The sequence below is a fragment of the Pseudomonas sp. H1h genome, assembly GCF_000633255.1.
In the GTDB taxonomy this organism is placed as follows: Bacteria; Pseudomonadota; Gammaproteobacteria; order Pseudomonadales; family Pseudomonadaceae; genus Aquipseudomonas.
The window spans coordinates 25,748-49,337 of sequence record NZ_AYMJ01000008.1 but is presented as its reverse complement, the minus strand read 5'-3'; the positions used below and the strand labels follow the sequence as shown (position 1 = coordinate 49,337).

20 protein-coding genes and 1 pseudogene are annotated in these 23,590 nt (G+C 57.6%); 15 read left to right on the top strand and 6 right to left on the bottom strand.

Going from position 1 to position 23,590, the window contains the following annotated elements:
- Positions 1–9 precede the first annotated feature (9 nt).
- The 4 genes from U862_RS0106275 (at position 10) to U862_RS0106260 (ending at position 4,730) form a co-directional block, all read left to right on the top strand.
- Entirely contained in the window at positions 10–1,482 is a 1,473-nt protein-coding gene (locus U862_RS0106275) for a mannitol dehydrogenase family protein (RefSeq protein WP_025109587.1), read from the top strand.
- 135 nt (positions 1,483–1,617) lie between these two features.
- Positions 1,618–3,114, top strand: coding sequence for a xylulokinase (gene xylB / locus U862_RS0106270; RefSeq protein WP_025109586.1), 1,497 nt, complete (start codon positions 1,618–1,620; stop codon positions 3,112–3,114).
- Between the two features lie 13 nt (positions 3,115–3,127).
- Positions 3,128–4,066, top strand: coding sequence for a carbohydrate kinase (locus U862_RS0106265; RefSeq protein WP_025109585.1), 939 nt, complete (start codon positions 3,128–3,130; stop codon positions 4,064–4,066).
- Between the two features lie 43 nt (positions 4,067–4,109).
- On the top strand, positions 4,110–4,730 hold the full coding sequence (locus tag U862_RS0106260; RefSeq protein ID WP_025109584.1) for a hypothetical protein: 621 nt from the start codon (positions 4,110–4,112) through the stop codon (positions 4,728–4,730).
- A 145-nt stretch (positions 4,731–4,875) separates the two neighbouring features.
- On the opposite strand, the gene U862_RS0106255 is transcribed toward U862_RS0106260, so the two are convergent.
- Positions 4,876–6,177, bottom strand: a complete 1,302-nt coding sequence (locus U862_RS0106255) for an OprD family porin (protein ID WP_025109583.1) — start codon at positions 6,175–6,177, stop codon at positions 4,876–4,878.
- A 375-nt stretch (positions 6,178–6,552) separates the two neighbouring features.
- Here U862_RS0106255 and U862_RS0106250 point away from each other — a divergent pair, with 375 nt between their 5' ends.
- From U862_RS0106250 to U862_RS0106230, 5 genes are read left to right on the top strand one after another with little or no spacing between them, the layout of a single operon-like run.
- Positions 6,553–8,601, top strand: coding sequence for a type VI secretion system tip protein VgrG (locus U862_RS0106250; RefSeq protein ID WP_025109582.1), 2,049 nt, complete (start codon positions 6,553–6,555; stop codon positions 8,599–8,601).
- Entirely contained in the window at positions 8,592–9,449 is an 858-nt protein-coding gene (locus tag U862_RS0106245) for a DUF4123 domain-containing protein (RefSeq protein ID WP_025109581.1), read from the top strand. The genes U862_RS0106250 and U862_RS0106245 overlap by 10 nt, the downstream gene beginning before the upstream one ends.
- A 29-nt stretch (positions 9,450–9,478) precedes the next feature.
- Positions 9,479–13,006: a LysM domain-containing protein gene (locus U862_RS0106240; protein WP_025109580.1), complete on the top strand. Its 3,528-nt coding sequence runs from the start codon at positions 9,479–9,481 to the stop codon at positions 13,004–13,006.
- Complete coding sequence (locus U862_RS0106235; RefSeq protein WP_256214625.1) at positions 13,006–14,022, top strand: tetratricopeptide repeat protein; 1,017 nt, start codon at positions 13,006–13,008, stop codon at positions 14,020–14,022. The genes U862_RS0106240 and U862_RS0106235 overlap by 1 nt, the downstream gene beginning before the upstream one ends.
- 5 nt (positions 14,023–14,027) lie before the next feature.
- The gene (locus U862_RS0106230) at positions 14,028–14,999 is read left to right on the top strand and encodes a tetratricopeptide repeat protein (RefSeq protein ID WP_256214624.1); all 972 of its coding nucleotides are present in this window, start codon (positions 14,028–14,030) and stop codon (positions 14,997–14,999) included.
- 98 nt (positions 15,000–15,097) lie between these two features.
- Here U862_RS0106230 and U862_RS0106225 read toward each other — a convergent pair whose 3' ends face one another.
- Positions 15,098–15,394, bottom strand: coding sequence for a hypothetical protein (locus tag U862_RS0106225; protein WP_025109577.1), 297 nt, complete (start codon positions 15,392–15,394; stop codon positions 15,098–15,100).
- Between the two features lie 492 nt (positions 15,395–15,886).
- On the opposite strand from U862_RS0106225, the gene U862_RS0106215 reads away from it, so the two are divergent.
- Complete coding sequence (locus U862_RS0106215) at positions 15,887–16,156, top strand: DUF2790 domain-containing protein (RefSeq protein ID WP_025109576.1); 270 nt, start codon at positions 15,887–15,889, stop codon at positions 16,154–16,156.
- An 89-nt stretch (positions 16,157–16,245) separates the two neighbouring features.
- Entirely contained in the window at positions 16,246–16,644 is a 399-nt protein-coding gene (locus U862_RS0106210; RefSeq protein WP_025109575.1) for a hypothetical protein, read from the top strand.
- Here the strand turns inward: U862_RS0106210 and U862_RS0106205 are convergent.
- Positions 16,641–16,910 (bottom strand): DUF1652 domain-containing protein, encoded by a 270-nt coding sequence (locus U862_RS0106205; protein WP_025109574.1) that lies wholly within the window; start codon positions 16,908–16,910, stop codon positions 16,641–16,643. The genes U862_RS0106210 and U862_RS0106205 overlap by 4 nt on opposite strands.
- Positions 16,911–17,280: 370 nt before the next feature.
- Between U862_RS0106205 and eco the strand changes: the two genes are divergently transcribed.
- Entirely contained in the window at positions 17,281–17,766 is a 486-nt protein-coding gene (gene eco, locus U862_RS0106200) for a serine protease inhibitor ecotin (protein ID WP_025109573.1), read from the top strand.
- Between the two features lie 21 nt (positions 17,767–17,787).
- Positions 17,788–18,093: an NIPSNAP family protein gene (locus U862_RS0106195; RefSeq protein WP_025109572.1), complete on the top strand. Its 306-nt coding sequence runs from the start codon at positions 17,788–17,790 to the stop codon at positions 18,091–18,093.
- A gap of 30 nt (positions 18,094–18,123) precedes the next feature.
- Here the strand turns inward: U862_RS0106195 and ilvA are convergent.
- A pseudogene (gene ilvA / locus U862_RS0106190) lies at positions 18,124–19,113 on the bottom strand (threonine ammonia-lyase, biosynthetic); the annotation flags it as partial.
- Between the two features lie 252 nt (positions 19,114–19,365).
- On the opposite strand from ilvA, the gene U862_RS0106185 reads away from it, so the two are divergent.
- The gene (locus tag U862_RS0106185) at positions 19,366–19,701 is read left to right on the top strand and encodes a DUF2834 domain-containing protein (protein ID WP_025109570.1); all 336 of its coding nucleotides are present in this window, start codon (positions 19,366–19,368) and stop codon (positions 19,699–19,701) included.
- A gap of 128 nt (positions 19,702–19,829) precedes the next feature.
- On the opposite strand, the gene U862_RS0106180 is transcribed toward U862_RS0106185, so the two are convergent.
- Both U862_RS0106180 and U862_RS0106175 read right to left on the bottom strand, forming a co-directional pair.
- The gene (locus tag U862_RS0106180; RefSeq protein ID WP_025109569.1) at positions 19,830–20,753 is read right to left on the bottom strand and encodes a magnesium transporter CorA family protein; all 924 of its coding nucleotides are present in this window, start codon (positions 20,751–20,753) and stop codon (positions 19,830–19,832) included.
- A 7-nt stretch (positions 20,754–20,760) separates the two neighbouring features.
- Complete coding sequence (locus U862_RS0106175; RefSeq protein WP_025109568.1) at positions 20,761–22,335, bottom strand: RimK family protein; 1,575 nt, start codon at positions 22,333–22,335, stop codon at positions 20,761–20,763.
- Between the two features lie 92 nt (positions 22,336–22,427).
- Between U862_RS0106175 and rimI the strand changes: the two genes are divergently transcribed.
- Positions 22,428–23,522, top strand: a complete 1,095-nt coding sequence (gene rimI / locus U862_RS0106170) for a ribosomal protein S18-alanine N-acetyltransferase (protein WP_025109567.1) — start codon at positions 22,428–22,430, stop codon at positions 23,520–23,522.
- Positions 23,523–23,590: the final 68 nt, after the last annotated feature.

Genomic DNA, 23,590 nt, shown 5'->3' with positions numbered 1-23,590 from the left:
ACTTGCCCGATGAAACTGAACAGACACAACCTGCACCGCCTTGCCCCTGAAGTGCAACTGCCGGCCTACGGCCTCAGCGACACCCGCCAGGGCATCGCGCACATTGGCGTTGGCGGCTTCCACCGCGCGCATCAGGCGTATTACACCGATGCGCTGATGAATACCGGCCAGGCACTGGACTGGGCGATTTGCGGGGTTGGCCTGCGCGCTGAAGACCGTCGCGCCCGCGACGACCTCAAGGAGCAGGACTACCTGTTCACCCTGTTCGAACTCGGCGACAGCGATGACACCGAAGTCCGCGTGATCGGCGCGATTCGCAACATGCTCCTGGCCGAAGACGGCGCACAGGCGTTGATCGACAAACTCGCCGATCCGCAGATCCGCATCGTCTCGCTGACCATCACCGAGGGCGGTTACTGCATCGACGACAGCAACGGCGAGTTCATGGCGCACCTGCCGCAAATCCAGCACGACCTCAGGCACCCGGACACACCGACAACCGTGTTCGGCTTTCTCTGCGCAGCGCTGGAAAAGCGCCGTGGCGCAGGCACTCCGGCGTTCACGATCATGTCCTGCGATAACCTGCCGCACAACGGCGCAGTGACCCGCAAGGCGCTGCTGGCCTTCGCCACTCTGCGAAACGCGGGTCTGCGTGACTGGATCGAGCAGAACGTCAGCTTCCCCAACGCCATGGTCGACCGCATCACGCCGATGACCAGCACCGCGCATCGCCTGCAACTGGCCGACAAACACGCGGTGGACGACGCCTGGCCGGTGGTCTGCGAGCCGTTTGTGCAGTGGGTGCTGGAAGACAAATTCGTCAACGGTCGCCCGGCCTGGGAACAGGTCGGCGTGCAGTTCACCGATGACGTTTCGCCGTACGAAGAAATGAAGATCAAATTGCTCAACGGCAGCCACCTGGCGCTGACCTACCTGGGCTTTCTGAAGGGCTATCGTTTCGTCCACGAAACCATGAACGACCCGCTGTTCGTGCGCTACATGCGCGCCTACATGGACCTCGACGTCACCCCGCAACTGGCGCCGGTGCCAGGCATCGACCTGACCGACTACAAAGACACGTTGGTGGCGCGTTTCTCCAATCAGGCGATTGCCGATCAACTGGAACGGGTGTGCTCGGACGGCTCGTCGAAGTTTCCCAAGTTCACTATTCCGACGATCAATCGCTTGATTGCCGACGGCCGTGAGACCAAACGCGCGGCGCTGGTGGTGGCGGCCTGGGCGTTGTACCTCAAAGGCGTGGACGAGAACGGCGACACCTATGCGATTCCCGATCCAAGGGCGGAATTTTGCCAAGGGCTGGTGGTGGACGATGCGTTGATGACTCAGCGCTTGTTGGCGGTGGAAGAGATTTTCGGCACGGCGATTCCACGGTCGGCGGCGTTTGTTGCGGCGTTCGAGTGGTGCTGCGACAGTTTGCGCGAGGTGGGTGTGACGCGCACGTTGGAGCGGGTGTTGGCCTGAGTCCAGCGCTGAGACGACTGACGCCTTCGCGAGCAAGCTCGCTCCCACAGGAGAACGAATTTCACAATGTGGGAGCGGGCTTGCTCGCGAATGGCAGCCTCACCCAGGCAAACCTGACACCCTGAGGACCTCACTGTGACAACCCGACAACTCTTCCTCGGCATCGACTGCGGCACCCAGGGCACCAAAGCGATCATCCTCGATGCCATCAGCGGCGAGGTGCTCGGCCAGGGCGCCGCTGCGCACACGATGATCAGCAGCGCCAACGGCCGCCGCGAACAAGACACTCAACAGTGGCTGGACGCCTTTGCGCTCGCCACTCGCCGCGCCTTGCTCGCGGCCCATGTCGACGGTCAGACGATCCTCGGCATCGGCGTCTCAGGCCAGCAACACGGTCTGGTCCTGCTCGACGAACAGGGCCAGGTGCTGCGCCCGGCCAAGCTGTGGTGCGACACCGAAACCGCTGACGAGAACGACCGATTGCTCAAACACCTGGGCGGCGAAAAAGGTTCGTTGGAGCGCCTCGGCGTGGTCATCGCGCCGGGCTACACCGTGTCCAAACTGCTGTGGACCAAGGAACAGCACCCGGCGCTGTTCTCGCGAATCGCACGCATCCTGCTGCCCCACGACTATCTGAACTTCTGGCTCACCGGCCGCGCCTGCAGCGAGTACGGCGACGCCTCTGGCACCGGTTATTTCAACGTGCGCAGCCGTCAGTGGGACTTGCAACTATTGCGCGACATCGACGCCACGGGGCGCCTGCAAGCGGCGTTGCCGGAGCTGATCGATGCGCATCAGGCGGTCGGCACCCTGCTACCGGCGATTGCCGAACAGCTCGGCCTCAACCCGAATGCATTGGTCGCCAGCGGCGGTGGCGACAACATGATGGGCGCAATCGGCACCGGCAACATCCAGCCGGGAGCGATCACCATGAGCCTCGGCTCCTCCGGCACGGTGTATGCCTACGCCGAGACACCGAAGGTCAGCCCGGACGCCTCGGTCGCGACGTTCTGCTCCTCCAGCGGAGGCTGGCTGCCGCTGATCTGCACCATGAACCTGACCAACGCCACCGGTGCGATCCGCGAACTGTTCGACCTTGATCTCGAACAGTTCAACGACCTCGTCGCCCAAGCGCCCATCGGCGCCGAAGGCGTCAGCATGCTGCCGTTCTTCAATGGCGAGCGAGTCCCCGCCCTGCCCCATGCCACCGGCAGCCTGCACGGCCTGACCCTGAGCAACCTGACCCAGGCCAACGTGTGTCGCGCCGTGGTCGAAGGCACCACGTTCGGTTTGCGTTATGGACTGGATCTGTTGCGCCACAATGGTTTACAAAGCCGCAGCATTTGCCTGATCGGCGGCGGCTCCAACAGCGTGGTGTGGCGGCAGATCGTCGCCGACATCATGAACACCCCGGTGATCTGCACCGAACAAAGCGAAGCTGCAGCCCTTGGCGCCGCGATTCAGGCAGCATGGTGCAAGTCATGGTCGAACGGCCACGAAGACACCCTTTCGACCCTGTGCGAGCGCTGCGTGAAGCTTGATCTGAGCAGCGAAACCCTGCCGGTTGCCGCCAATGTCGCGGCGTTCCAGCAGGCCTATGAACGCTATCAACAGCATGTCGCAACCCTATAAAGAGCAAACAATTATGTATTTGGTGTGTGGCGAAGCCCTGTTCGATTTCTTCAGCGAAGACGATGCCAGCGGTCTGGCCTCAAAAGTGAATTTCAAGGCGATTGCCGGCGGCTCGCCGTTCAACGTCGCCGTCGGTTTGCGCCGCTTGGGTGTGGATTCGGCGCTGTTTGCCGGGCTGTCCACAGATTACCTGGGCCGGCGTTTGCAGCAAGTGCTGCGCGAAGAAGGTGTGCGCCCGGACTACCTGGTGGACTTCGCCGCGCCCACCACCCTGGCGATGGTCGCGGTCGGCGCCAATGGCTCGCCGCACTACAGCTTTCGCGGTGAAGGCTGCGCTGATCGCCAGTTGAGTGTTGCGCATCTGCCACAGCTGGGCGCGCAAGTGCGCGGTCTGCACATCGGCTCGTTCTCGCTGGTGGTGCAGCCGATTGCCGACACCCTGTTGACTCTGGTGCAGCGCGAAAGCGGCAAGCGCCTGATCACCCTCGACCCTAACGTGCGCCTCAACCCCGAGCCGAACATCGACCTGTGGCGCGAGCGCGTGGCGGCCCTGGTGCAACTGGCCGACATGATCAAGGTCAGCGATGAAGACCTGAGCCTGCTGTACCCCGAGCAAGACCCACAGCGGGTCATCGAAGGCTGGCTGCAGCATCGCTGCCAGGTGGTGTTCCTGACCCGTGGCGGTGAAGGCGCGACCGCGTTCAGCCGCGCGCATGGTTCGTGGTCGGTGCCAGCGTGTTCAGTGAAGATCGCCGATACCGTCGGTGCTGGCGATACCTTCCAGGCGGCATTGATCACTTGGCTGACCGAGCAAGGGCTGGACTCGGTTGAGGGTGTGCAACAACTCAGCCGCGAGCAGATCGACGCGATGCTCAGGTTTGCCGTACAGGCGGCCGCCCTTACGTGCAGCAAGACCGGTCCGGATTTGCCCTATCGTCACCAGTTGAACTGAGCGCGTAGACTGTCGCCCTTTTTGCACGCATGGGGATGACAGTTTGATTTCGGGGCGCACGGCGGGACTTTTGATACTGGCGGGATTACTCAGCGGCTGCGGCACCTCGCCGCCCCGCTCGCCTGAAGACATCTGCGAAATCTTCCGCGAGAAAAGCGATTGGTACGACGCGGCACAAGTCACGCAGAAGCGCTGGGGCGTCCCGATCCAGGTACCCTTCGCGATCATGTATCAAGAGTCCGGCTATCGTTACGACGCCAAGACGCCACGCAAATACCTGTTGTGGGTGATCCCGTGGGGTCGGGTTACAACGGCATCGGGATACGCGCAGGCCAAGGATGAAGTCTGGTCCGATTACCAGAAAAGCACCGGCCGACACGGTGCCGACCGCGAAGACTTCGACGACGCTATCGACTTCGTTGGCTGGTACATGGACAAGACCACCTCGATCAACGGCGTGTATAAATACGACGCCTATAACCAGTACCTCAACTACCACGAAGGCTGGGGCGGTTTCCGCAACAAGACCTACGCCGGCAAGGCCTGGCTGATGCCTACTGCACGCAAGGTGCAGGCGCGGTCCGACGTGTATGCGCGGCAGTATGCCGGGTGCAAGGAAGACCTGAATCGCGGTTTCTGGAGCCGGTTCTGGCATTGGTTGTAGCGCTGACTGCAAAGACGCCTTCGCGAGCAGGCTCGCTCCCACATTGAGATCTGCGTCGAACACATAGCCTGTGTCCACTGAAGGTCCCCCCGTGGGAGCGAGCCTGCTCGCGAAAGCAATCGATCAGGCGCCACAGTTCTATGGGTTACAACAGCGAAAAGTTGTAACTCACAATCAACCGGGTCTCATCCACATCCCGCGCAAACTTCTCATAGTTGGTGCGGTAAGTCGCATTGCGCAGGCGCAGGCTGACATCCTTGAACGTGCCCGTCTGGATCACGTACTTCAGCTCGCTGTCGCGTTCCCACTCTTTGCCTGCCTGATCGCTGCCCGGGACCTTGATATGGTCACCGTTCACATAGCGGGTCAGGAAACTCAGGCCATTGATGCCGATGGCCTTGAAGTCATAGTCGTAACGCAGTTGCCAGGAGCGCTCCTGCGCCGCCGCGAAGTCGTTGACCTGCACGTAGTTGACCAGATACGGATTGCTGCCATCGAGGTACGGCATCGAATTGTCGCCGTTCATGCGCTGCCAGCCGGCGCTGAAGGTGTGGCCGCTGATGCCGTACGAAAGCATGCCGCTCAACGCACGGTTGTCGATCGAACCGGCTCGCTCGGCGCCGCTGTCGGCACTCTTGATCACGCGCAGATCGGCCTTCAGCACACCGTCGCCCAACGGCTGATTGCCGAGCAAACCAATGAAGTGCTGGCGGTAGATGTCTTCCAGTTCCGCGTAGTGATACTGCGCGGTCAGGCGATCGTTGATCTTGTAGTCGAAGCCGTACATGTCGAAATGGTCGGCAGTGGTGTTGCAGGCGTAGCGCTTGTTCTTGCAGTGCACGCGAATGTCTTGCGAATCAGTGGAATCGCGCGCGGTGTACTTGTCCAGGCGCGCCGCCATGAAGGTCAGGTCCTTGACCTCTTTGGAGGTCAGCATGGCGCCGTTGAACATGGTCGGCAGCAGACGACCGTCGTTGTACTTGAGCAGCGGCAGATCCGGCAGCAGCGCACCGTACTTCAACACCGTGTCCGAGACCTTGACCTTGGCGGTCAGGCCCATTTTCGCGTACTGGCCCTTGGAGCCGCGCGGGTTCTCGCCGCTGGACGGCAGCAAGCCACTGTTGCTGCGATCGGGGCTGGAATCGAGTTGAAAACCGAGCATGCCCAGCGCATCGAGACCGAAGCCGACCGTGCCTTCGGTGTAGCCCGATTGCAGATTGAGAATGAAACCCTGCGCCGACTCTTCACGCTTGGAAGCGCCCTGGTCGCTGGCGGTGTGCCCATCACGGAAATCGCGGTTGAAATACACCGTGCGCGATTCGATTTTCGCCGTGGTGTCTTCGAGAAAACCACTGGCCTGAGCCTGCGCGGCAAAACCTGCGCACAGCACAACGGCTCCGAAGCCAAACGACTGGCGCGGGGTGATGAGGGGAAATGGGGGACGCATGAAAAACTCCAACAGTACAGCGTTTGCGCCGGGGCGCAGTTAGCCAGAAAAATAGCTCCCGTCCCGGGTCAATAAAGAGCCGGGAAGAAGTGGACACGCAGGGGTGAGGGGCAATGATGGCAGATGGCTTTGACGGGTTGAAGGCGACTTTAGTCTGAAACTGACCGGCTATTCTTCAGCCCGAGATGGGCTCAAGCCGAGCGTCGACCAGTGGCTCACGACTGCGAAGCCCCCGGTTTCATTAGGCCAAACCACCTGCCTAAGGGTTTCCCCCATGCGCCGCGGAGCCCGTACCTACGGCATTTGCGCCTTGAACGAGGCGGTTTAATCCTCCATCATCCGTCACCTGCTTATTCAACGGACGGAATTCAAGGCATGCTGGACGCCAACGCTACCCACATTACCCTTACGCTCGAAGGCGCCTCCGCCGACCTGCAAGTGCTGAGCTTCACCGGTCGCGAAGCCCTCAACGAGCCTTTCCGTTTCGACCTCGAACTGGTCAGCGCCCGCCCCGACCTCAAACTCGAAGAGCTGCTGCACAAGCCCGGCGTACTGACTTTCGGCGCCACCGGCGAAGGCAAGATCCACGGCCTGGTGTACCGCATCGAGCAAGGCGATTCCGGCAAGACCCTGACCCGTTACAGCATCAGCCTGGTACCGCAGCTGGCTTATCTGCAGCACAACCATGACCAGCAGATTTTCCAGAATCTCACCGTACCGAAGATCATCGCCCAAGTGCTGGAGGATCGCGGCATTCTGGCCGACGCCTACAGCTTCCAGCTTGGCGCCGAGTACCCGCAACGCGATTACTGCGTGCAGTACGACGAGTCCGACCTGCACTTCATCCAGCGCCTGTGCGAAGAGGAAGGCATCCACTTCCATTTCCAGCACAGCAGCAGCGGCCACAAACTGGTGTTCGGCGACGATCAGACGGTGTTCCGCAAACTCAAGGCCGTGAGCTACCAGCAAGACTCCGGCATGAGCGCCGACAAACCGGTGATCAAACGCTTCAACCTGCGCCTGGAAACCCGCACCACCCGCGTCAGCCGCCGTGATTACGATTTCGAAAAACCGAAGATCCTGCCCGAAGGCGCGGTCAAGTCCGAGTTCGCCCCGGACCTCGAAGACTACGATTACCCCGGCCGCTTCACCACCCGCGAGCGCGGTAAATTCCTCTCGACCCGCGCCCTCGAACGCCATCGCAGCGACTACAAACTCGCCGAAGCCAAAGGTGACGAACCAACCCTGACCAGCGGGCACTTCCTGACCCTGGCCGAACACCCGCGCGGCGAATGGAACGACTTGTGGCTGCTGCTGGAAGTCTTCCACGAAGGCAAACAACCGCAGGTACTCGGCGAAAACGTCACCAGCGACGTCACCGACAACAAAAGCGATTTCCACCAGGGCTACCGCAACAGCTTCCTCGCCACCCCATGGGACGCGCACTACCGCCCTGCCCTTGAACACCCGAAACCCAAAGTCCTCGGCAGCCAGACCGCCGTCGTCACCGGCCCTAAAGGTGAAGAAATCCACTGCGACCAGTACGGCCGCATCAAGGTCCAGTTCCACTGGGACCGCGACGGTCAGGCCGACGACAAAACCACCTGCTGGCTGCGCGTCGCCAGCGGCTGGGCCGGCGCCGCCTACGGCGGCATCGCCATCCCGCGCATCGGCATGGAAGTCCTCGTCACCTTCCTCGAAGGCGATCCCGACCAGCCACTCGTCACCGGCTGCCTGTACCACAAGGAAAACGTCGTCCCCTACGACCTGCCGGCCAACAAGACCCGCAGCACCTTCAAGACCCTGAGCTCACCGGGCGGCAAGGGCTACAACGAGTTCCGCATCGAAGACAAAAAGGGCGTCGAGCAGATCTACATCCACGCTCAGCGCGACTGGGACGAGAACATCGAGCACGACCAGAAGATCCGCGTGGGCAATGAGCGGCATGACACGGTTGAGGCCAATGCCTACAGCGAATTCAAAGTCGAAGAGCACCGCATCACCCATTTGAATCGTGTCAGTGAAATGCGGGCGGATGATCACCTGACCGTTGCTGTCACCCAGCACCTCAAGGTGGGCACAGCGCAATTCGTCGAAGCCGGCAGCGAAATCCATTACTACGCCGGCCAGAAGGTCGTGGTCGAAGGCGCAATGGAACTGACCGCCAAAGCCGGCGGCAGCTTCGTCAAGGTCGACGCCGGTGGCGTGACCATCAGCGGCGCCGAGGTGAAGATCAACACTGGCGGCGCACCGGGCGTAGGTACGCCGGCAGCGCCATTGCTGCCGGGGCCGATGAAAGTGGCGGATGCGGATAAGGCGGGTAAAGCACCGCTCCCCGCTCGTCTCAATGAATCAGGCATCACACCGTTGTGCGGCAAACAGAGTAACGGCGCTTGCAGCCGTAAGGATTGCACATGCATGTAAAAGCGCTGAGCGCTCTCTTGGCAGAGCCTCGCTACAACTTCTCGGATCTGCCGGCTGCAAGCGAATCGCTGTGCTTCATCATCGATCAGGGCCTCCAGCCGCAAGCCTTGAGCCGGCTCTATCGAGTCGGTGAACCCATTGTTTCCCAAGGGCTGTTCTTCGGTACTGACTTCGCAGAGATTCCTGAGGGGCCGTTGTGGTTGCTCGCCCCCAGAGCTAGCAAACTGGCCGCAGAAGCGACAAAACTTTGTGAGGAACACTTTTCGGGAATTGCAATCTCAACACATGACCCGGAAAAAGCCTTGGCTCACGCACGCTGGCTCCTCAGAGCTAACGACGGTTCTGGGGGGCAGAGTTTGTTGAGTTACCACAAACCAAGCCTGTGGGCAGCATTGGCCTACACCGCTGATAAAACCTTTGATCAGTTACTGGGCTGCTGGAGCGCCGTTTACTCCCCCGCGCCAAAGAACTTCGGCGAGCAACGTGGTCCATGGTTGGCCTGGATAGCCAACAAAGAATCGACATGGCCTGGTGACAAAGTACTCTTCAACCTTCCGGAGGCAGCCGCGCAAGTTCAAGCACGCCTCGGCTGGGTGTATTGGGTGGATGAGGAATACACAGCTTTTGAAGAGCCGAATGATGATCGTCTGAACGATATCGCCGACAACCTCGACCTTCTGCTCAAGAGCAACATCTATGAAGGTGATCACCTGCTCAAGCTTGGTCATGCCGTGAACGGCCCACTGTTTGAAACACAGCCGGAGATCATGGCGATCCTGCAATCAAAGGACGAGTCGTTTATCAAAGTAGATCGGCTCCTGGAATCAGCCGCCGTCGCCCAACGTTAACGGCGACGCGACAACAGAACGGAATCACCATGGAAATCACGAATCACGCCGTCATGCCCGGCGAAACCCTGAGCCAGATAGCCTCGCGCTACAACAGCACCGTGGCGCAAATTCGCCAACTCAACCCCTTCATTACCAATCCGAACAACGTCAAAGTCGGATGGAACCTGAGCGTACCTAAAAGCACGCAAGCGACCGCTGCGCCTGCCGCTCAATCACCCGTAGCGCCTCAAGCGCCTGCGCAGGCGACCCCGGAAGCCGCCACTCAGTGTTCCGCTGAGGATCTGGTTGAACTGGATCCGGTCAAGGACACTCCGGATCAGAGCTCAAAGACCTTCAAACCCCACGCACCTCCGTGTTCTAAAAAGTTTGCCAGCGCGATTTATGCCACCGAGGAGCAGGAGTTCTGGCTGCTCCCTGAGCGGGCAAAGTCTGCCATCAAAGAATCGATGTTCGCGCTGGATAAAATGATTGCCCCCAGCAAACCACGTGATGCACGTCTGAACGGGCTGCAGGAATCGGGTTTGCTGGAATACTTCCTTGAACCCAAGTTGAGCAACTTCCTCACGGGTGCGAAGCGTACGCGCATGGAAGAATTTGAAGCGATGGGGGATGAGATCGAAATCGATCCCGCCACCGCCAAAAAGAGGCAAAACGAAGCTAACGGAAACAAACCGGCAACGGCTCCTGCGCAGTCCCCGCTAGAGGACACCGCGCAATCGCGTATGGACCGTCTAACGGCAGATCTAGCTACTCAGCAAGACGTCCACAACGCCTATGCCGATTTTTACAAGCGAAGAGCTGAGTGGCATGCGCTGAAAAAAGAAGCGGTAGCGGCTGCGAAGCTAGAAGGCTACACCTACGAAAGCGGCTCGCTCTACTCCAAAGAGGCGATCGAAGCACGCGCACGCGTGCAAGCTTATCTGGAGGCTCGCAAAAAACTCCTAGGCAACAAAGACTTCAAGCAGGTTCCGCTGGAAGACGTTGCCAAAGCCTTGGCGGAAAAGAAGAAAAGTTACGAAAACATCTGCAGCGGCATGAATGACTGCACCGCCGATCTCGTCGGCTATGTTTATACGCTCTACAAAAACGCCGATGCGCTTGATTACCATGCCTACACTGAATCCATTATCAAAGCGTCTGAGTACGGCATCGCACTTCCAGAATTCGCTTTGATTAGTGACGGCCTTCCATCGGGTATCGAGAAGTTCAAACTGTACTTGGATACCGAGAAAAAGCAGGCGGAAGTTACAGCTCAGCTTCAGGAGAAATACAAGCGCTGGATCGAGGCAACAGGCCAGAATGCCCAAGCGCCAGCAGGCCTGGTTGATGCGGAACGTACCGAATGGGATCGCCTGCAAAAAATAAAAGACGACCTTCAGGCCACAGCCCAAAGTAATGTCAGCACTAGCAAACCAGGGCGTTTTCTGGTTTGGGAACCGGAAGAGTTCCAGCCAAAACCGGTGGACCGCATGGTGAAACCGGGCTTTCCGCTGCGTGAAGTCAGTCTTTCTGACGCCAAAGGCACGCCCTTGAGCTGGTTCAGCATGGCGAACCTGAAAGACGCAAAAAAGATCATGAAAGAGGATTCAAAAAAAGCGGCCGGCTCAGTAAAAAAGGTCACTCAAAGTTTGCCCGCGGACGCAACTGAAGGCTCCGATAAAAACAGTGAAATCAATTCGTTCCGCCAATGGCTTCTAGATCAGGGCGCCATTAAGTTCAGCGATCAAGTCGGCGACTGTTTTGATGGAAAAGGCTGGTTCAAAGCCAAAGACTTTTATGCTTACTTGAAAAAGCAAGGCTATGAGGTCACTGAGCTGGAGGACGACGCGGCGCTGACCAACTGGGGCAATCACCTTCAGCAACTGGTGTTCAAGAAAAGTGTGCGCGGCAAAGTTAGGCTTTTTGATGCCAGTCCCCAGGCGCAATTGGTTCGCTGCCTGACGCCGCCACAGCCAAGCATTCACGGTGAAGTGAAGCTCGAAGGCCCGAAAATGTCTGCCGCCGAGGGCTTCCAGATATCTGGCGAGATGGGATTGAGCCTGGACCTGGCCCGTGGCGAAGTTCAGTTGTTGAAAGTCGACATGCCTGCCAAAGCCAGTGCTCAAGACATTACGCTTGATTACTTGCTGGACGGCAGCCCGCAAAAAATGAATTTCGGCCGCTTCTCCTTCCACTTTGGTGTGAAGGCATGGGGCTACGCCGGAGCATCGTTGCTGCTAGCCGGCAGCGTGGAGTTGAGCCCCATCCTCGGCAACGTCAAATACGGCGCCTCCCTCAGCCCGGTCAAACGCGCACAGCGAGAAGACGCCTCAGCCAAAGAAGAACGTGCAGATCACGACGCGGCCAAGAAAGCCAAAGCCGACAGCGGCGACAACAGCCCTACTCCCGATCTTGAACACAAGTCCAAATCCGGCACCGTTGCCAGCACCAAAAGCACAGACCAAGTGCTGACCGGGCGTGCCGCGAATGTCCAGATCGAAAACGGAGCGAAAGCGAATTTCAATGTTTTCGGAGGCTTGCAAGCCGCCATTGAACTCAGCGGCGCACTGAACTGGGCACCACCTAAAGAACTGGTCGCACTGCGCACCGCTCCAACGATGGGTATCGGCAACGATAAAGACGCGAAAAAAGCGAATCCATGGCTAACCCTTGCCAAGTTGAGTGGGTCTGTGGGGGTTGCGCTGGGCGCAGGATTCCAGGGAACGGCACAAATTTCTGTGGATAAGGGCCGCTTTATTCTCAATCTGAAGGCTGCGGTAGTGCTGGGCCCAGGTGCTAACGGCAGCTTTAAGTTCGAGATTGGTTATGAGGCGGTGGTTGACATCATCAACTTGTATCGCAAAGAACTGCATAAAACCAAAGGCCGTAAAGTCGAATGGATGGACCCTGAAGCGAGCGAATATGCTTCAGCGCTCAACGCATTGGGCGCTGCTGGGTTGAATGTGGCGATGGCGTACATGATGCGTTGGGATGTTGTGATGAGTCTGTATCAAGCGTTGACTCGGAGCGGCAAGGGGGGGGCGATCGCGGATGCGGTTGTTGAGTACGGCAACCAGAGCGAGCTAGAAGATTGGTGTATTAACGCAATCCCTAGTGCATTGGGCCCACTACTTAGAACGCTAATTAGCCCACCTGAAGCATTTACTGTAAATAGCGAAGGGTCAAAACGAACATATTCGCAATCGGAAGCTCATGCGCTTCAGCAGAAAGCAATTGAGCGAATTCTAGGTTGGATAGTTAAAAATGCAGAAAAGAGCAACACGATTGACAAAGCACAAAGTCAGTTTGAGATAGCATGTATGTCTATGAATGAGTTTGGGATAAAGACCACAGACTCAGAGCAAGACTACTGCAAGAATCGATTTGCTCTGGATAGCTTTATGGCAGAGGGCGCTCAGAATTTACTAGACAAACAAAGCAATAGCGCGAGAGACCGTTACAAAAAACACGTGAAACTTCTCGGCGCAAACCTTTCGGAGTATTGCCAAAGAAATTTCATCCCTCGTCCTAGCTACTCCAGTAGCGGCGCGTCACCGTTCCTTAGAAGCTACTAATGAGCATTGCAAAAAAAATGAAGATTTCCAATCCAATCCTATTGCTAATAATACTGCTTTTTGCGCCCCTACAAGCTCAAAGCACCGAAACGAACAACTTAAACTCAAATATCCAACAGGGCTCCAACCAGAGCCTCGGGATAATTTTATACAATCAACTGAAAATCGACGCCGCTATTCCGCAACTAGAAAAAGAGGCCAAAGCTGGAAATGTAGATTCCCAATACTATTTAGGCGAAGCTCTACGAAAGCGGAATCGCTTTATGACCAATGAAGCTCAAGGTTGGTATGAAGAAGCCGCAAATAATGGGTCCGTATTTGCAATGATTCAGCTAGGCCGACAGGATAACGACCTCTGTAAAAAAATGAATAATTGCGCCCCTAGCAAGCATTCAAGCGCAGAGTGGTTAAAAGAGGCCAAAGACAAGATTATAAAGGAAGCAAATGAAGGAGATCCAGAATCCTTATATCTGATGTACGAAATAACATTCGATCGTGACTGGTTAGAAAAATCTGCAAATGCAGGCTACGCGCCTGCACAATACTGGATGGCCATCGGTGATCGACAGGGTGAGGGTTTATTCCTTATACCGGGAAGCCGCGAGCAGGCCGTTAGCCGTTGGTTGAAAATGTCTTCAGAAGGTGGAAATTCTAAAGCGATGATGGACTACATTGAGATTCTTTATAAAAAAGGTGATCTTGAGGGGGTTCGACATTGGCTTCAAGCCGCAGCTGAAACGGGAGATCAAAAAGCAATCAGTAGCTATGCCTCTTACATTGCCCATGCGCCTGACCAAGTTGGTTACCCATTGGATCAAGTCAAGGGTTATGCCCTAATCAGTCTACTGAAAGAGTTGGATGGGGGCGGTGCCATTCAGGACTTCGTGCAGGATACACTCGAAGAGATTGGAAGCAAGATGACTGCCGAGCAGATTGAACAGTCAAAAGCCGTGGCAAAGGAGTGGAAAGCCACCCACCCGCCACTCTCTTTCTTTCCTGACAAACTAGGTAACTAACACCAGTGCTGCTGATACGCCACCTTGTTTTGGCATTAACCATTGCCGCCTATGCTGCGACCAGCTTGGCAACCCCACAAGCAAGCGGGCCAACTTTAGGCGTGAGCTTGTATAACCAGCTTAAAATTATCTCAGCCATCTCCGAGCTGGAAAAGGAAGCACAATCGAGAAACGTGGAGTCACAGTATTACTTGGGTGAGGCTCTAAGGAAGCACAATCGCTATATGACTTCCGAAGCGCAACACTGGTATGAAGCAGTTGCAAATAACGGCAACATTTACGCGATGATCCAGCTGGGGCGAAGTAGCCACGACCTCTGTCAACAAATGAAAAATTGCCCCTCAAGCGAGAAAAGTCCGGCTGAATGGGTTGAAAAAGCCAAAGACTTAACATTTCCAAAAGCCAATGAAGGTGATCCCGAGTCTTTGTATTTAATGTACGAAGTGACACTGGATCGCGAATGGTTAGAAAAGTCCGCGCGTGCTGGTTATCCTCTCGCGCAATATTGGATGGCCATGGGTGAACGACAAGGGAGAGGGTACTTTTTTATTCCAGGAAAACGGGAAGCATCCGTTCGAAACTGGTTAAAGCTTTCTTCTGAAGGTGGTTATCCAAAAGCAATGAACGATTATCTTGAAATTCTATACGAAGAAGGAAACATGGAAAGTGTTCGCCATTGGCTTGAAGTCGCAGCTGAAACTGGCGACCAAGAGGCGGTGAGCAATTATGGGGCTTATATTTCGCACACTCCAGACAAGGTTGGTTATCCACTAGATATCGTAAAAGGCTATGCGCTATTCTCCCTTCTGAAAGAGTTAGATGGCAATGGCGGAGTCAGAGAATACGCGAAACAAAAAATCGAAAAAATCGCCGAAAAAATGACGCCGGACCAAATTGAAAAGTCGAAAACTGTGGCAAAAGAGTGGAAGGACTCTCACCCACCTCTCTCCTTTTTCCCTGACAAGCTTGGAAACTAGTTCGAAGTTTTCCCACGGAATTCGGAAGTCGCGTATAGAAAAAGCGGAAAGAGTGAAGTGCATTGATGCCTCACTCCTTCCGCTTTTTACTTACAGCATCAAACCGGCGCCTGCCAGTTCAGCATTTTCTGCTGCGCAACCTGAAGCAAATCGCTGCCATCCTGCGTCAGCAGGTACAGCGCATGTGTGATGTGGGGAATGTCCTGGACGTCGGCGTGTTTGAAGCACAGGCAGTGCAGGGTTTCGAGCAGGTCGGCAGCGGCGCGGATGCGTTGCACGGCGGCTTCGAAGAGGTCTTTCGGGTTGGCTTGGGTGTCGATGACCAGCGGTGCGCTGTCGGTGACGCCGCTGTTGAGCGGGAGGTAGCGGGCGGAGCTTAATTTCAGGATTGGCATTGGAGTTACTCGATTAGGTTGTAAGTAACCGCCGACACCGTGACCAAACGATGGGGAGGCGGACTGTGCGCAGGTTTGGTCAACCGAGAACAACCCAACTCAGCACGCCCGAAGGCGACCCTGCACACAGCCGCCACTGCAATGCACTTCGAGGACATAGATGTCCACGGAGCGAATAATGGCACACTTGTGAGGGCTGTTATTTTAGGTGACCAAACCTAAGTCGCTGATTTTGCAGCGACGCCAAACCATAACCGCCCCACTCCAGCCCCCGAAAGCAGACAAGGCATCCACCCTTGTAGGAATCCGCCGAGACTCCCCCACGAAACAATCCCCGCCCAGACAGCCGGCGTTCAGCCCGGTTAACCATCGCTTAACGCCGCGGTCAAAAACTCTACTGAACCGCACACCCTCAGCCACAGGCTGACGCCGAGTGCGGCACGTTTGGCTGGCAATCCGCCGAACTCAATTTCCGTCGCACCGGAGTCCATTATGAACATTCGTCCGTTCCTGCTCACCACAGCCCTCGCCTGCACCGCGTTTGCCGGGCTGGCCCAGGCCAATGACACGTCCGCCAACACCAAGGTTGTGCCTTACGAATACGGCATGCCGCTGCACGTCAGCAAAGTGATCTCGATGACCGAGCCGCAGACTTCCCAGTGCAAGGTCATCACCGCTGACATGAAATACATCGACAATGCCGGTAAGCCCGAGGAAATCACCTACCGGAAAATGTCTGATGCCTGTAGCGACCAGAACTGACAGAAGGCTCTGATTTGCCGCTTTGCGGTAGGCGCTGGAGGGTTCGCGGGTTATGCTCGGGCCTCTCCTCACTGCCGCAGGGACTCGCCATGCAGTTGTCGTTTCGCACGTTGTCGATCATCACTTCTTCGTTGTGTTTTGTACTGGCGCTGGCCTGGGGCTTTTTCCCGGAGGTGTTGCTGGCGATCTGGAGCATTGAGTATTCGAGCGCTGCCGGGTTTGTTGCGCGGCGCAGTGCGGTGCTGTTTGCAGCGTTGGGGGTGATGTTCTATCTGGTGCGCAACGCGCCGCCGTCGCTGGGGCGCAACGCCCTGAGCAACGGGTTTATCGTCGGTTGTTTTGGTTTGGCGGTGCTGGGTTTCGGCGAATGGCTAAACGGCCATGCCGGCCCCGGGATTCTGCTCGCGGTGCTGGTCGAGTTCGCGCTGGGCCTTGGCTTTGTGCAGGCCCGGCGCGTGACGGTCGAACTGGGTGAAACGGTGAGTTAAACCGCTCTGGATCGAGGGCTGTAATGCGTGCTCGTGGTCTGTTTGGTCAGATCCGAGCGCAACCCGGCGATCAACTCATTGATTTCGCGACAGCCATTCAAATGGCTGGCGTCGATACCGCTGACATGTAGATCAACCTGGTCAGTCTGGTGATCGCCGAATACCTTAACGGTCATCGACAAGTCTGGCGACAGCGTGCACTGGCAGCGTTTAGGCAAAAAACTGCTTTCAATGATATTGCGTAGTTCCAAGGCAGACAGAAACATGGTGAACCTCTCCTTATTGATGAAACTGCCAATCAACTCTTCACGTTGACCGCTTTTGCTGCGCCTGCACGGGTGTGTCCCCGCTGATTCCCTGGTGCGGCAAACGGTTGTACTGCGAAATGCCTCTTGGAGTGTAGGCGCCCGAACCCGGTGCGCCGCACCAAATAGACGCATAAAGCATGCCTTTCATCGGGTCATTTTGACCCTCTATAAATCAAGCACTTGGCGCCGTGGCCATTAGTTAGCCAGTTGCAAAATGCAAGACAGGCCCACTTCGGCACTGCAATTTGCAAGTCGACGCCGGTTTGCATTCACCGCTGATGACAGTGAGAATGCCCGTCATCCACCCTACACCCGCCAGGAGGCTTCCATGGGTTCTTTACGCGCTAGCGCGACAATCGGTCTGTTCGTAGCCGGCCTGTCCACCCTCGCCCACGCGGCCAAGCTCGAAGACGTCGCGCCGTATCCCAAGGCGGAAAACGGCTTTACCCGTCAGGTTATCTACTTGCCCAAGCAGGATCAGGAAGAAAACCTCCAGGTCGAAGTGCTCGCCGGCAAGACCCTGGAAGTCGACTGCAATCGCCAGCGTCTGGGCGGTGCTCTGGACGAAAAAAACCTCGAAGGCTGGGGTTACCCGTTCTACCGCCTGGAGAAAGTCATCGGCCCGATGAGCACTCTGATGGCCTGCCTGCCCGGCAGCCAGAAGAAGCGCGCCTTTGTCCCGGTGGTCGGTGACGGCTTCATGCTGCGTTACAACAGCAAGCTGCCACTGGTGATTTACGCCCCGAAGGATGTCGAGGTGCGCTACCGCATCTGGTCGGCGTCGGACAAGGTCGGCACTGCCATCGCGCAATGACCTGAACAAGGAGCTTCAAACGTGATTACCTGCCATGTGCGATACGTGATCGATCCATACCAACTGACCGAATTCGAGGCCTACGCCAAGGCCTGGCTGGGCATCGTCGAGCGGTTGGGCGGCACTCATCACGGCTATTTCCTGCCCTCCGAGGGCGCGAGCAACATCGCTTATTGCCTGTTCAGCTTTCCATCGCTGGCCGATTACGAAAGCTACCGGCACATCGCGCTGACCGACCCGGAAAGTACGGCGCTGGTGGAATCACTGGTGCAGAAGAAGTTCATCATCAGCTACGAGCGCAGTTTCCTGCGCCCACTGCTGCCGTAGCCGCTATCACGCCGGGGCGCCGCACACCGCGGCGCGCTCGGCGACGTGGCGCAGGCTGTCGAAGTTGATGTTGGCGCCGGAGTCGATCGCGACGAAAGTCTGTTCGCGAACACCACTGCGGGCCACGTACTGTTTGATTCCGGCCACCGCCAGTGCGCCGGAAGGCTCGGTGATCGAGCGGGTATCATCGTAGATGTTCTTGATCGCCGCGCAGAGGTCGTCGTTGCTGACGGTCACCACCTCGTCCACGCAAAACCGGCAAACTTCAAAACCATAAGCACCGATCTGCGCCACCGCCACACCATCGGCGAAGGTCCCGACACTGGGCAACACCACCCGTTCATCCGCTTGCAGCGCCGCCTTCAGGCAGGCCGAGTGCTCCGACTCGACACCAATGATGCGCACCTCCGGCCGCAGGTATTTGACGTACGCCGCGATGCCGGCGATCAGGCCGCCGCCACCGACCGGAACGAAGATCGCGTCCAGCGGCCCCTGATGCTGACGCAGGATTTCCATGGCCACCGTGCCCTGGCCGGCGATCACGTCCGGGTCGTCGAACGGCGAGACAAAGGTGCGCCCGGTCTGCTCGGCCAGTTGCAGCGCATGGGCCAGGGCAAACGGAAAACTCTCGCCGTGCAGCAGCGCATCGGCACCACGACTTCGCACCCCAAGCACCTTGAGTTCGGGTGTGGTCGAGGGCATGACGATGGTCGCCGCGATCCCCAATTCCCGCGCCGCCAGCGCCACGCCCTGCGCATGATTGCCCGCCGAGGCGGTGATCACCCCGCGTGCTTTCTGCGCATCGCTCAACTGGACCAGTCTGTTGTAGGCACCACGGATCTTGAAGGAAAACGTCGGTTGCAGGTCTTCGCGCTTGAGCAGGATCCGATTGCCCAGCGCCTCGGACAGTGCGGGCGCCGCCTGTAACGGCGTGCGCACGGCAATGTCGTAGACCGGCGCGGCCAAGATTTTTTTCACATACTGCTCAAGCAGGGCTTGCTGGTCGGGGCTGTGCGGCATGGTCGTCTCCTGACGTTTTGATCAGAACCCCGGAGACAGAAAGTAAAAACCCGCCTCTAGGGCGGGTTGGGTGCTGCAGTCGTGAGCTAGCCCGCCAAATGAGGAATGGCGGTAATAATGCTTGGCTGGCAGCGCAATACGGTGGAAGTCATGGGCCTGAAATTAGCCCGACGGCGGTGCGCGCGTCAATGGCTTATTTGGCGCCGGCGCTATAGGCTGGCGATTCTGCTCATCACCCCAAGGAAGGAATGCATGATGTCTGTCGCCCTGCCCCTCACTGCGTTGATTGCGTTTACTGGCTACACCGTGTCGGTGATGCTCCAGGCTGAACAGTCGTTGATCGACTTCGGCATCAGTCTGATGTCGCGTCCGGATACCGCGCAGGTGGTGATTGATCTGTATTTGCTGGCGACGCTGGCCGGGGTGTGGATGGTCAAGGATGCGCGGGCGCGGGGGATGTCTGTGTGGTCGGTGGTGCCGTATTTGCTGCTGACGGCGGTGTTTGTGTCGGTTGGGCCGTTGTTGTATCTGGTGGTGCGTGGGGTTCGGGAGCGCAGGAAGGTGGTTGTGGCGGATCCAGCGAGCTGATCCCGAGCTCCAGTGCTGCTGAAATAGCTTTCGCGAGCAAGCCCGCTCCCACAGGGGTTATGCGTCAGACTCAGATCCAATGTGGGAGCGGGCTTGCTCGCGAAGGCGTCAGCTCAGGCACCGATCAATCACTTGGCCAACCGCCGCAGCCCAAACAACATCCCCCCTGCCCCCAACAACATCACCAGCAGAAACACCGGGTACGAAATCCACCACGGCGTGCCTGCCGTCATCATGCTGAACTCCGACATCCCGCCAATGCTCGCAATCAGGTTCAACGGTAGAAACACCACATTGATCAACGTCAGTTTGCGCAGCAGGTTGTTCATGCTGTTGTTCATCAGGTTGCCACGCGCATCGATCAGCCCGGAAAACACCGTGGAGTAGATCTCTGCCTGCTTGTAGCACTGGTTGTTTTCGATGATCAGGTCGTCGATCAGCCCGATCGCCTCGCTACCGAAATGCTGTTTGTCGGCATGATTACGCAGCCGCGTCAGCACCGCGCCGTTGCTGTGCAGGGCGTTGATGTAATAGATCAGGCTTTCGCTGAGATTGAACATCTGCACCAGATGCTGGTTCTGCATCGAGGCGTTGAACTTCTGTTGAAGTTCACGGGCCACCAGTTTGATTACCTTCAGATGGCCGAGGTAGTGGTGAATGTTGTTGAACAGCAAATCGAGCAACACATCCAGCGGCGCGTTGAGCGGCTGGCGCGTGCCGATGCCGTGCAGCGGCGTGTCGTCGGTGGCGATTACCAGCAGTTGCCCAGGTGAGAACAGCAAGCCGCAGGACGACACTTCAAATGCCAGGCTGCCACCGCCGGAATAGTTTTCCGGGCGTTTCCAGATCAGGAACAAGTGATCGGGGTGAAACTCGATTCGCGAGACTTCATCCGGGTCCAGCGCCGAGGCCAGCGCGTGTTCATCGACCTTGTAGTGACTGTGGAGCAAGTCGCGCTCGGCAGCATCGGGCTGACTGAACAGCATCACCTCGGCGTCCAGCCGCTCGACCCGCTGCAACGCGCCATGACTCAATGCAAAACTGCTGATCATCGGCGCTTCACCAGGCCTGGCCGCGACGTTTGAGCTCCAGCCGTCGCACAAACTCTTCCAGTACCAGTGAATACAGATCGTCCTGCAAATAAGCGTCTTCGATGCCGGCGTCGAGGTTCGGGTTGTCGTTGACCTCGATCACCACCACCTTGTCGCCAGCCTGTTTGAGATCCACGCCGTAGAGGCCGTCGCCAATCAGGTTCGCGGTCTTCACCGCCAACTCCACCACCGCGCGCGGCGCTTCGTGAACGGCCATAGTGCGGCACTCGCCGTTGATGTCCTGGCCCTTCGCCTTGTGGTTGTAGATTTGCCAGTGGCCCTTGGACATGAAGTATTGGCAGGCAAAGATCGGCTTGCGGTTAAGCACGCCGACGCGCCAGTCGTACTCGGTGTAGAAAAACTCCTGGGCCAGCAGCAACACCGAGTGTTCAAACAGTTCAGCGGTGGCCTCAAGCAGCGCCTGCTGGCTTTCAACCTTGATCACCCCACGGGAAAAACAGCCGTCGGGAATCTTCAGCACCAGCGGAAAGCCGAGGCGCTCGCCGACCCGTTCGAAATCTTCCGGTCGTTCCTTGTAGAGGATTTCGGTGGCAGGCATGCCCAGTTGATGGCTGTTGAGCAGGTCAGTCAGATAAACCTTGTTGGTACAGCGCAGAATCGACGTCGGATCGTCCATCACCACCAGCCCTTCGCTTTCAGCCTTCTTGGCGAAGCGGTAGGTGTGGTTGTCGACGCTGGTGGTCTCGCGAATCAGCAGGCCGTCGTACTCGGCGAGCCGCGCATAGTCCTTGCGCTCGATCAGCTCGACGTCGATGCCCATGCGCTTGCCGACTCGCACGAAATTCTCCAGTGCCTTGGGGTTTGACGGCGGCAGCGCTTCCTGCGGATCGTGCAGGATCGCCAGGTCATAACGCGCTACCTGTGGCGAGCGCGGCACCCGCCAGACTTTACGGCTGAAACCGTCCAGTGCATTGGCGAACTGATCTTCCTGATCGTCACGCAACTTGTGCAAGGCGCCAGATTTTATGCCTTCGATGTGCCAACCGTTAGTTCGACGAAACTCAACTAACAGAATCGGACACGGGAACACTTCAAACAACTGACGGGCCAGATCCTGCAGCGGTTCGATATGCGTCTTGCCGAAATAAAGTGTCAGGGTGAAACCTTCGGTATCACTGTACAGATGATGACTGAGGGCTTTTTCCAGGGTTTTATCCAGGTCATCCAACGCCAGTCCGTACAGTGATTTTCTGGTCAGTTCGCTGATGGTGCGTACTGAGGGAATCACCTTGTGCCCACGGGCTTCCGCCAGCAACGAGCAATAGTAACCGTGCCCCAGGTACTTGTAACTGCGGCACAGATTGATCACCTGCACGCGCTTGCCCGGCTCACTGTCACGGGTTTGCTCAAGGTATTCCTGCGCGGTGACGATGTCCTCGCTAGGAAAGTATGAGGCCCAGTCTTCCTTGCGTTCGACGATGATCAACACTTGACTGGAAGTTCTGATGGCTGGATTTAAAAAAGTTGCCGCCGGCAAACTTTGCTCGGATACTTCGCGCCAATGACCCTGTACCGCTGACATAGAGATTGATCCGTTGGAGAACAAGACCATTTCTATTAAGCACGAAGTTTTTCGAAAGTCCCGTTTCGTTACGCAACTTTTACGGTGGTCATATGAAGGCTGTTTTTCGTTTGGCGGTAGTTGAAGATCTGCCGGCGCTGCTGGCTCTGGAAATGCAATGTTTCACCACCGATCGGCTGACCAGCCGCAGCTTCCAGTGGATGATCACCCGCGCCCATGCGCAGTTGCTGGTGGCCGAACATGAGGGGCAATTGCTCGGCTACGCGCTGGTGCTGTTTCATCGCGGCACGTCGCTGGCGCGGCTGTACTCCATCGCCATTGCCGGCGAAGCGCGGGGCATCGGTTTGGGCAAACAGTTGCTGCAACGTATCGAGGCCTGCGCGGTGGAGCACGATTGTGCGTACTTGCGCCTGGAAGTGCGCATCGACAACCCCGCCGCGATTGCCCTGTACGAGCGCAACGGCTATCGGCGCTTTGCGCTGATTCACGATTACTACGAAGACCATGCCGACGCGCTGCGTCTGGAAAAGCGCATCGTGCAGCACCGTGACTCACTCGGCATCAAGGTGCCCTACTACCCGCAAACCACCGAGTTCACCTGTGGCCCGGCATGCCTGTTGATGGCCATGGGCGCGCTGCAACCCGGGCGTTTGCTGGAGCGGCGTGAAGAACTGCAACTCTGGCGAGAAGCGACCACCGTGTTCATGACCTCGGGTCACGGCGGCTGCAGCCCGCAGGGTCTGGCGCTGGCGGCATGGCGCCGGGGCTTTCGCGTACGTTTGCAATTGAGTATGGCCGGGCCGTTGTTTCTCGACGGCGTGCGCGATGAGCATAAAAAAGACGTCATGCGCCTGGTGCATGAGGAGTTCAGCGTGCAACTGCAGGAGACCGACATTGAACGGATGATTGGCACCCATCTCGATCTGCCGCGCCTGCTGGGGGCTGGCGGTCAGCCTCTGGTGCTGATCAGCAGCTATCGCCTGACCCGCTCCAAGTCACCGCACTGGGTGGTGGTTACCGATTGCGACGAAGATTTTGTGTACCTGCATGACCCCGACGTCGATCACAGCCAGCATCGTCAGCCCATGGATTGCCAGCACGTGCCGGTCAGCCATGGGGAGTTTGAGAAGATGAGCCGGTTTGGGCGAGGGAAATTGCGCGCGGCGGTGGTCTTGTCACCTCGATAAGTCTTCGCGCTCAGAAACCCGTGGCGAGGGGGCCTGCCCCGCTGGGTCGCGGAGCGGCCCCTGTTTTA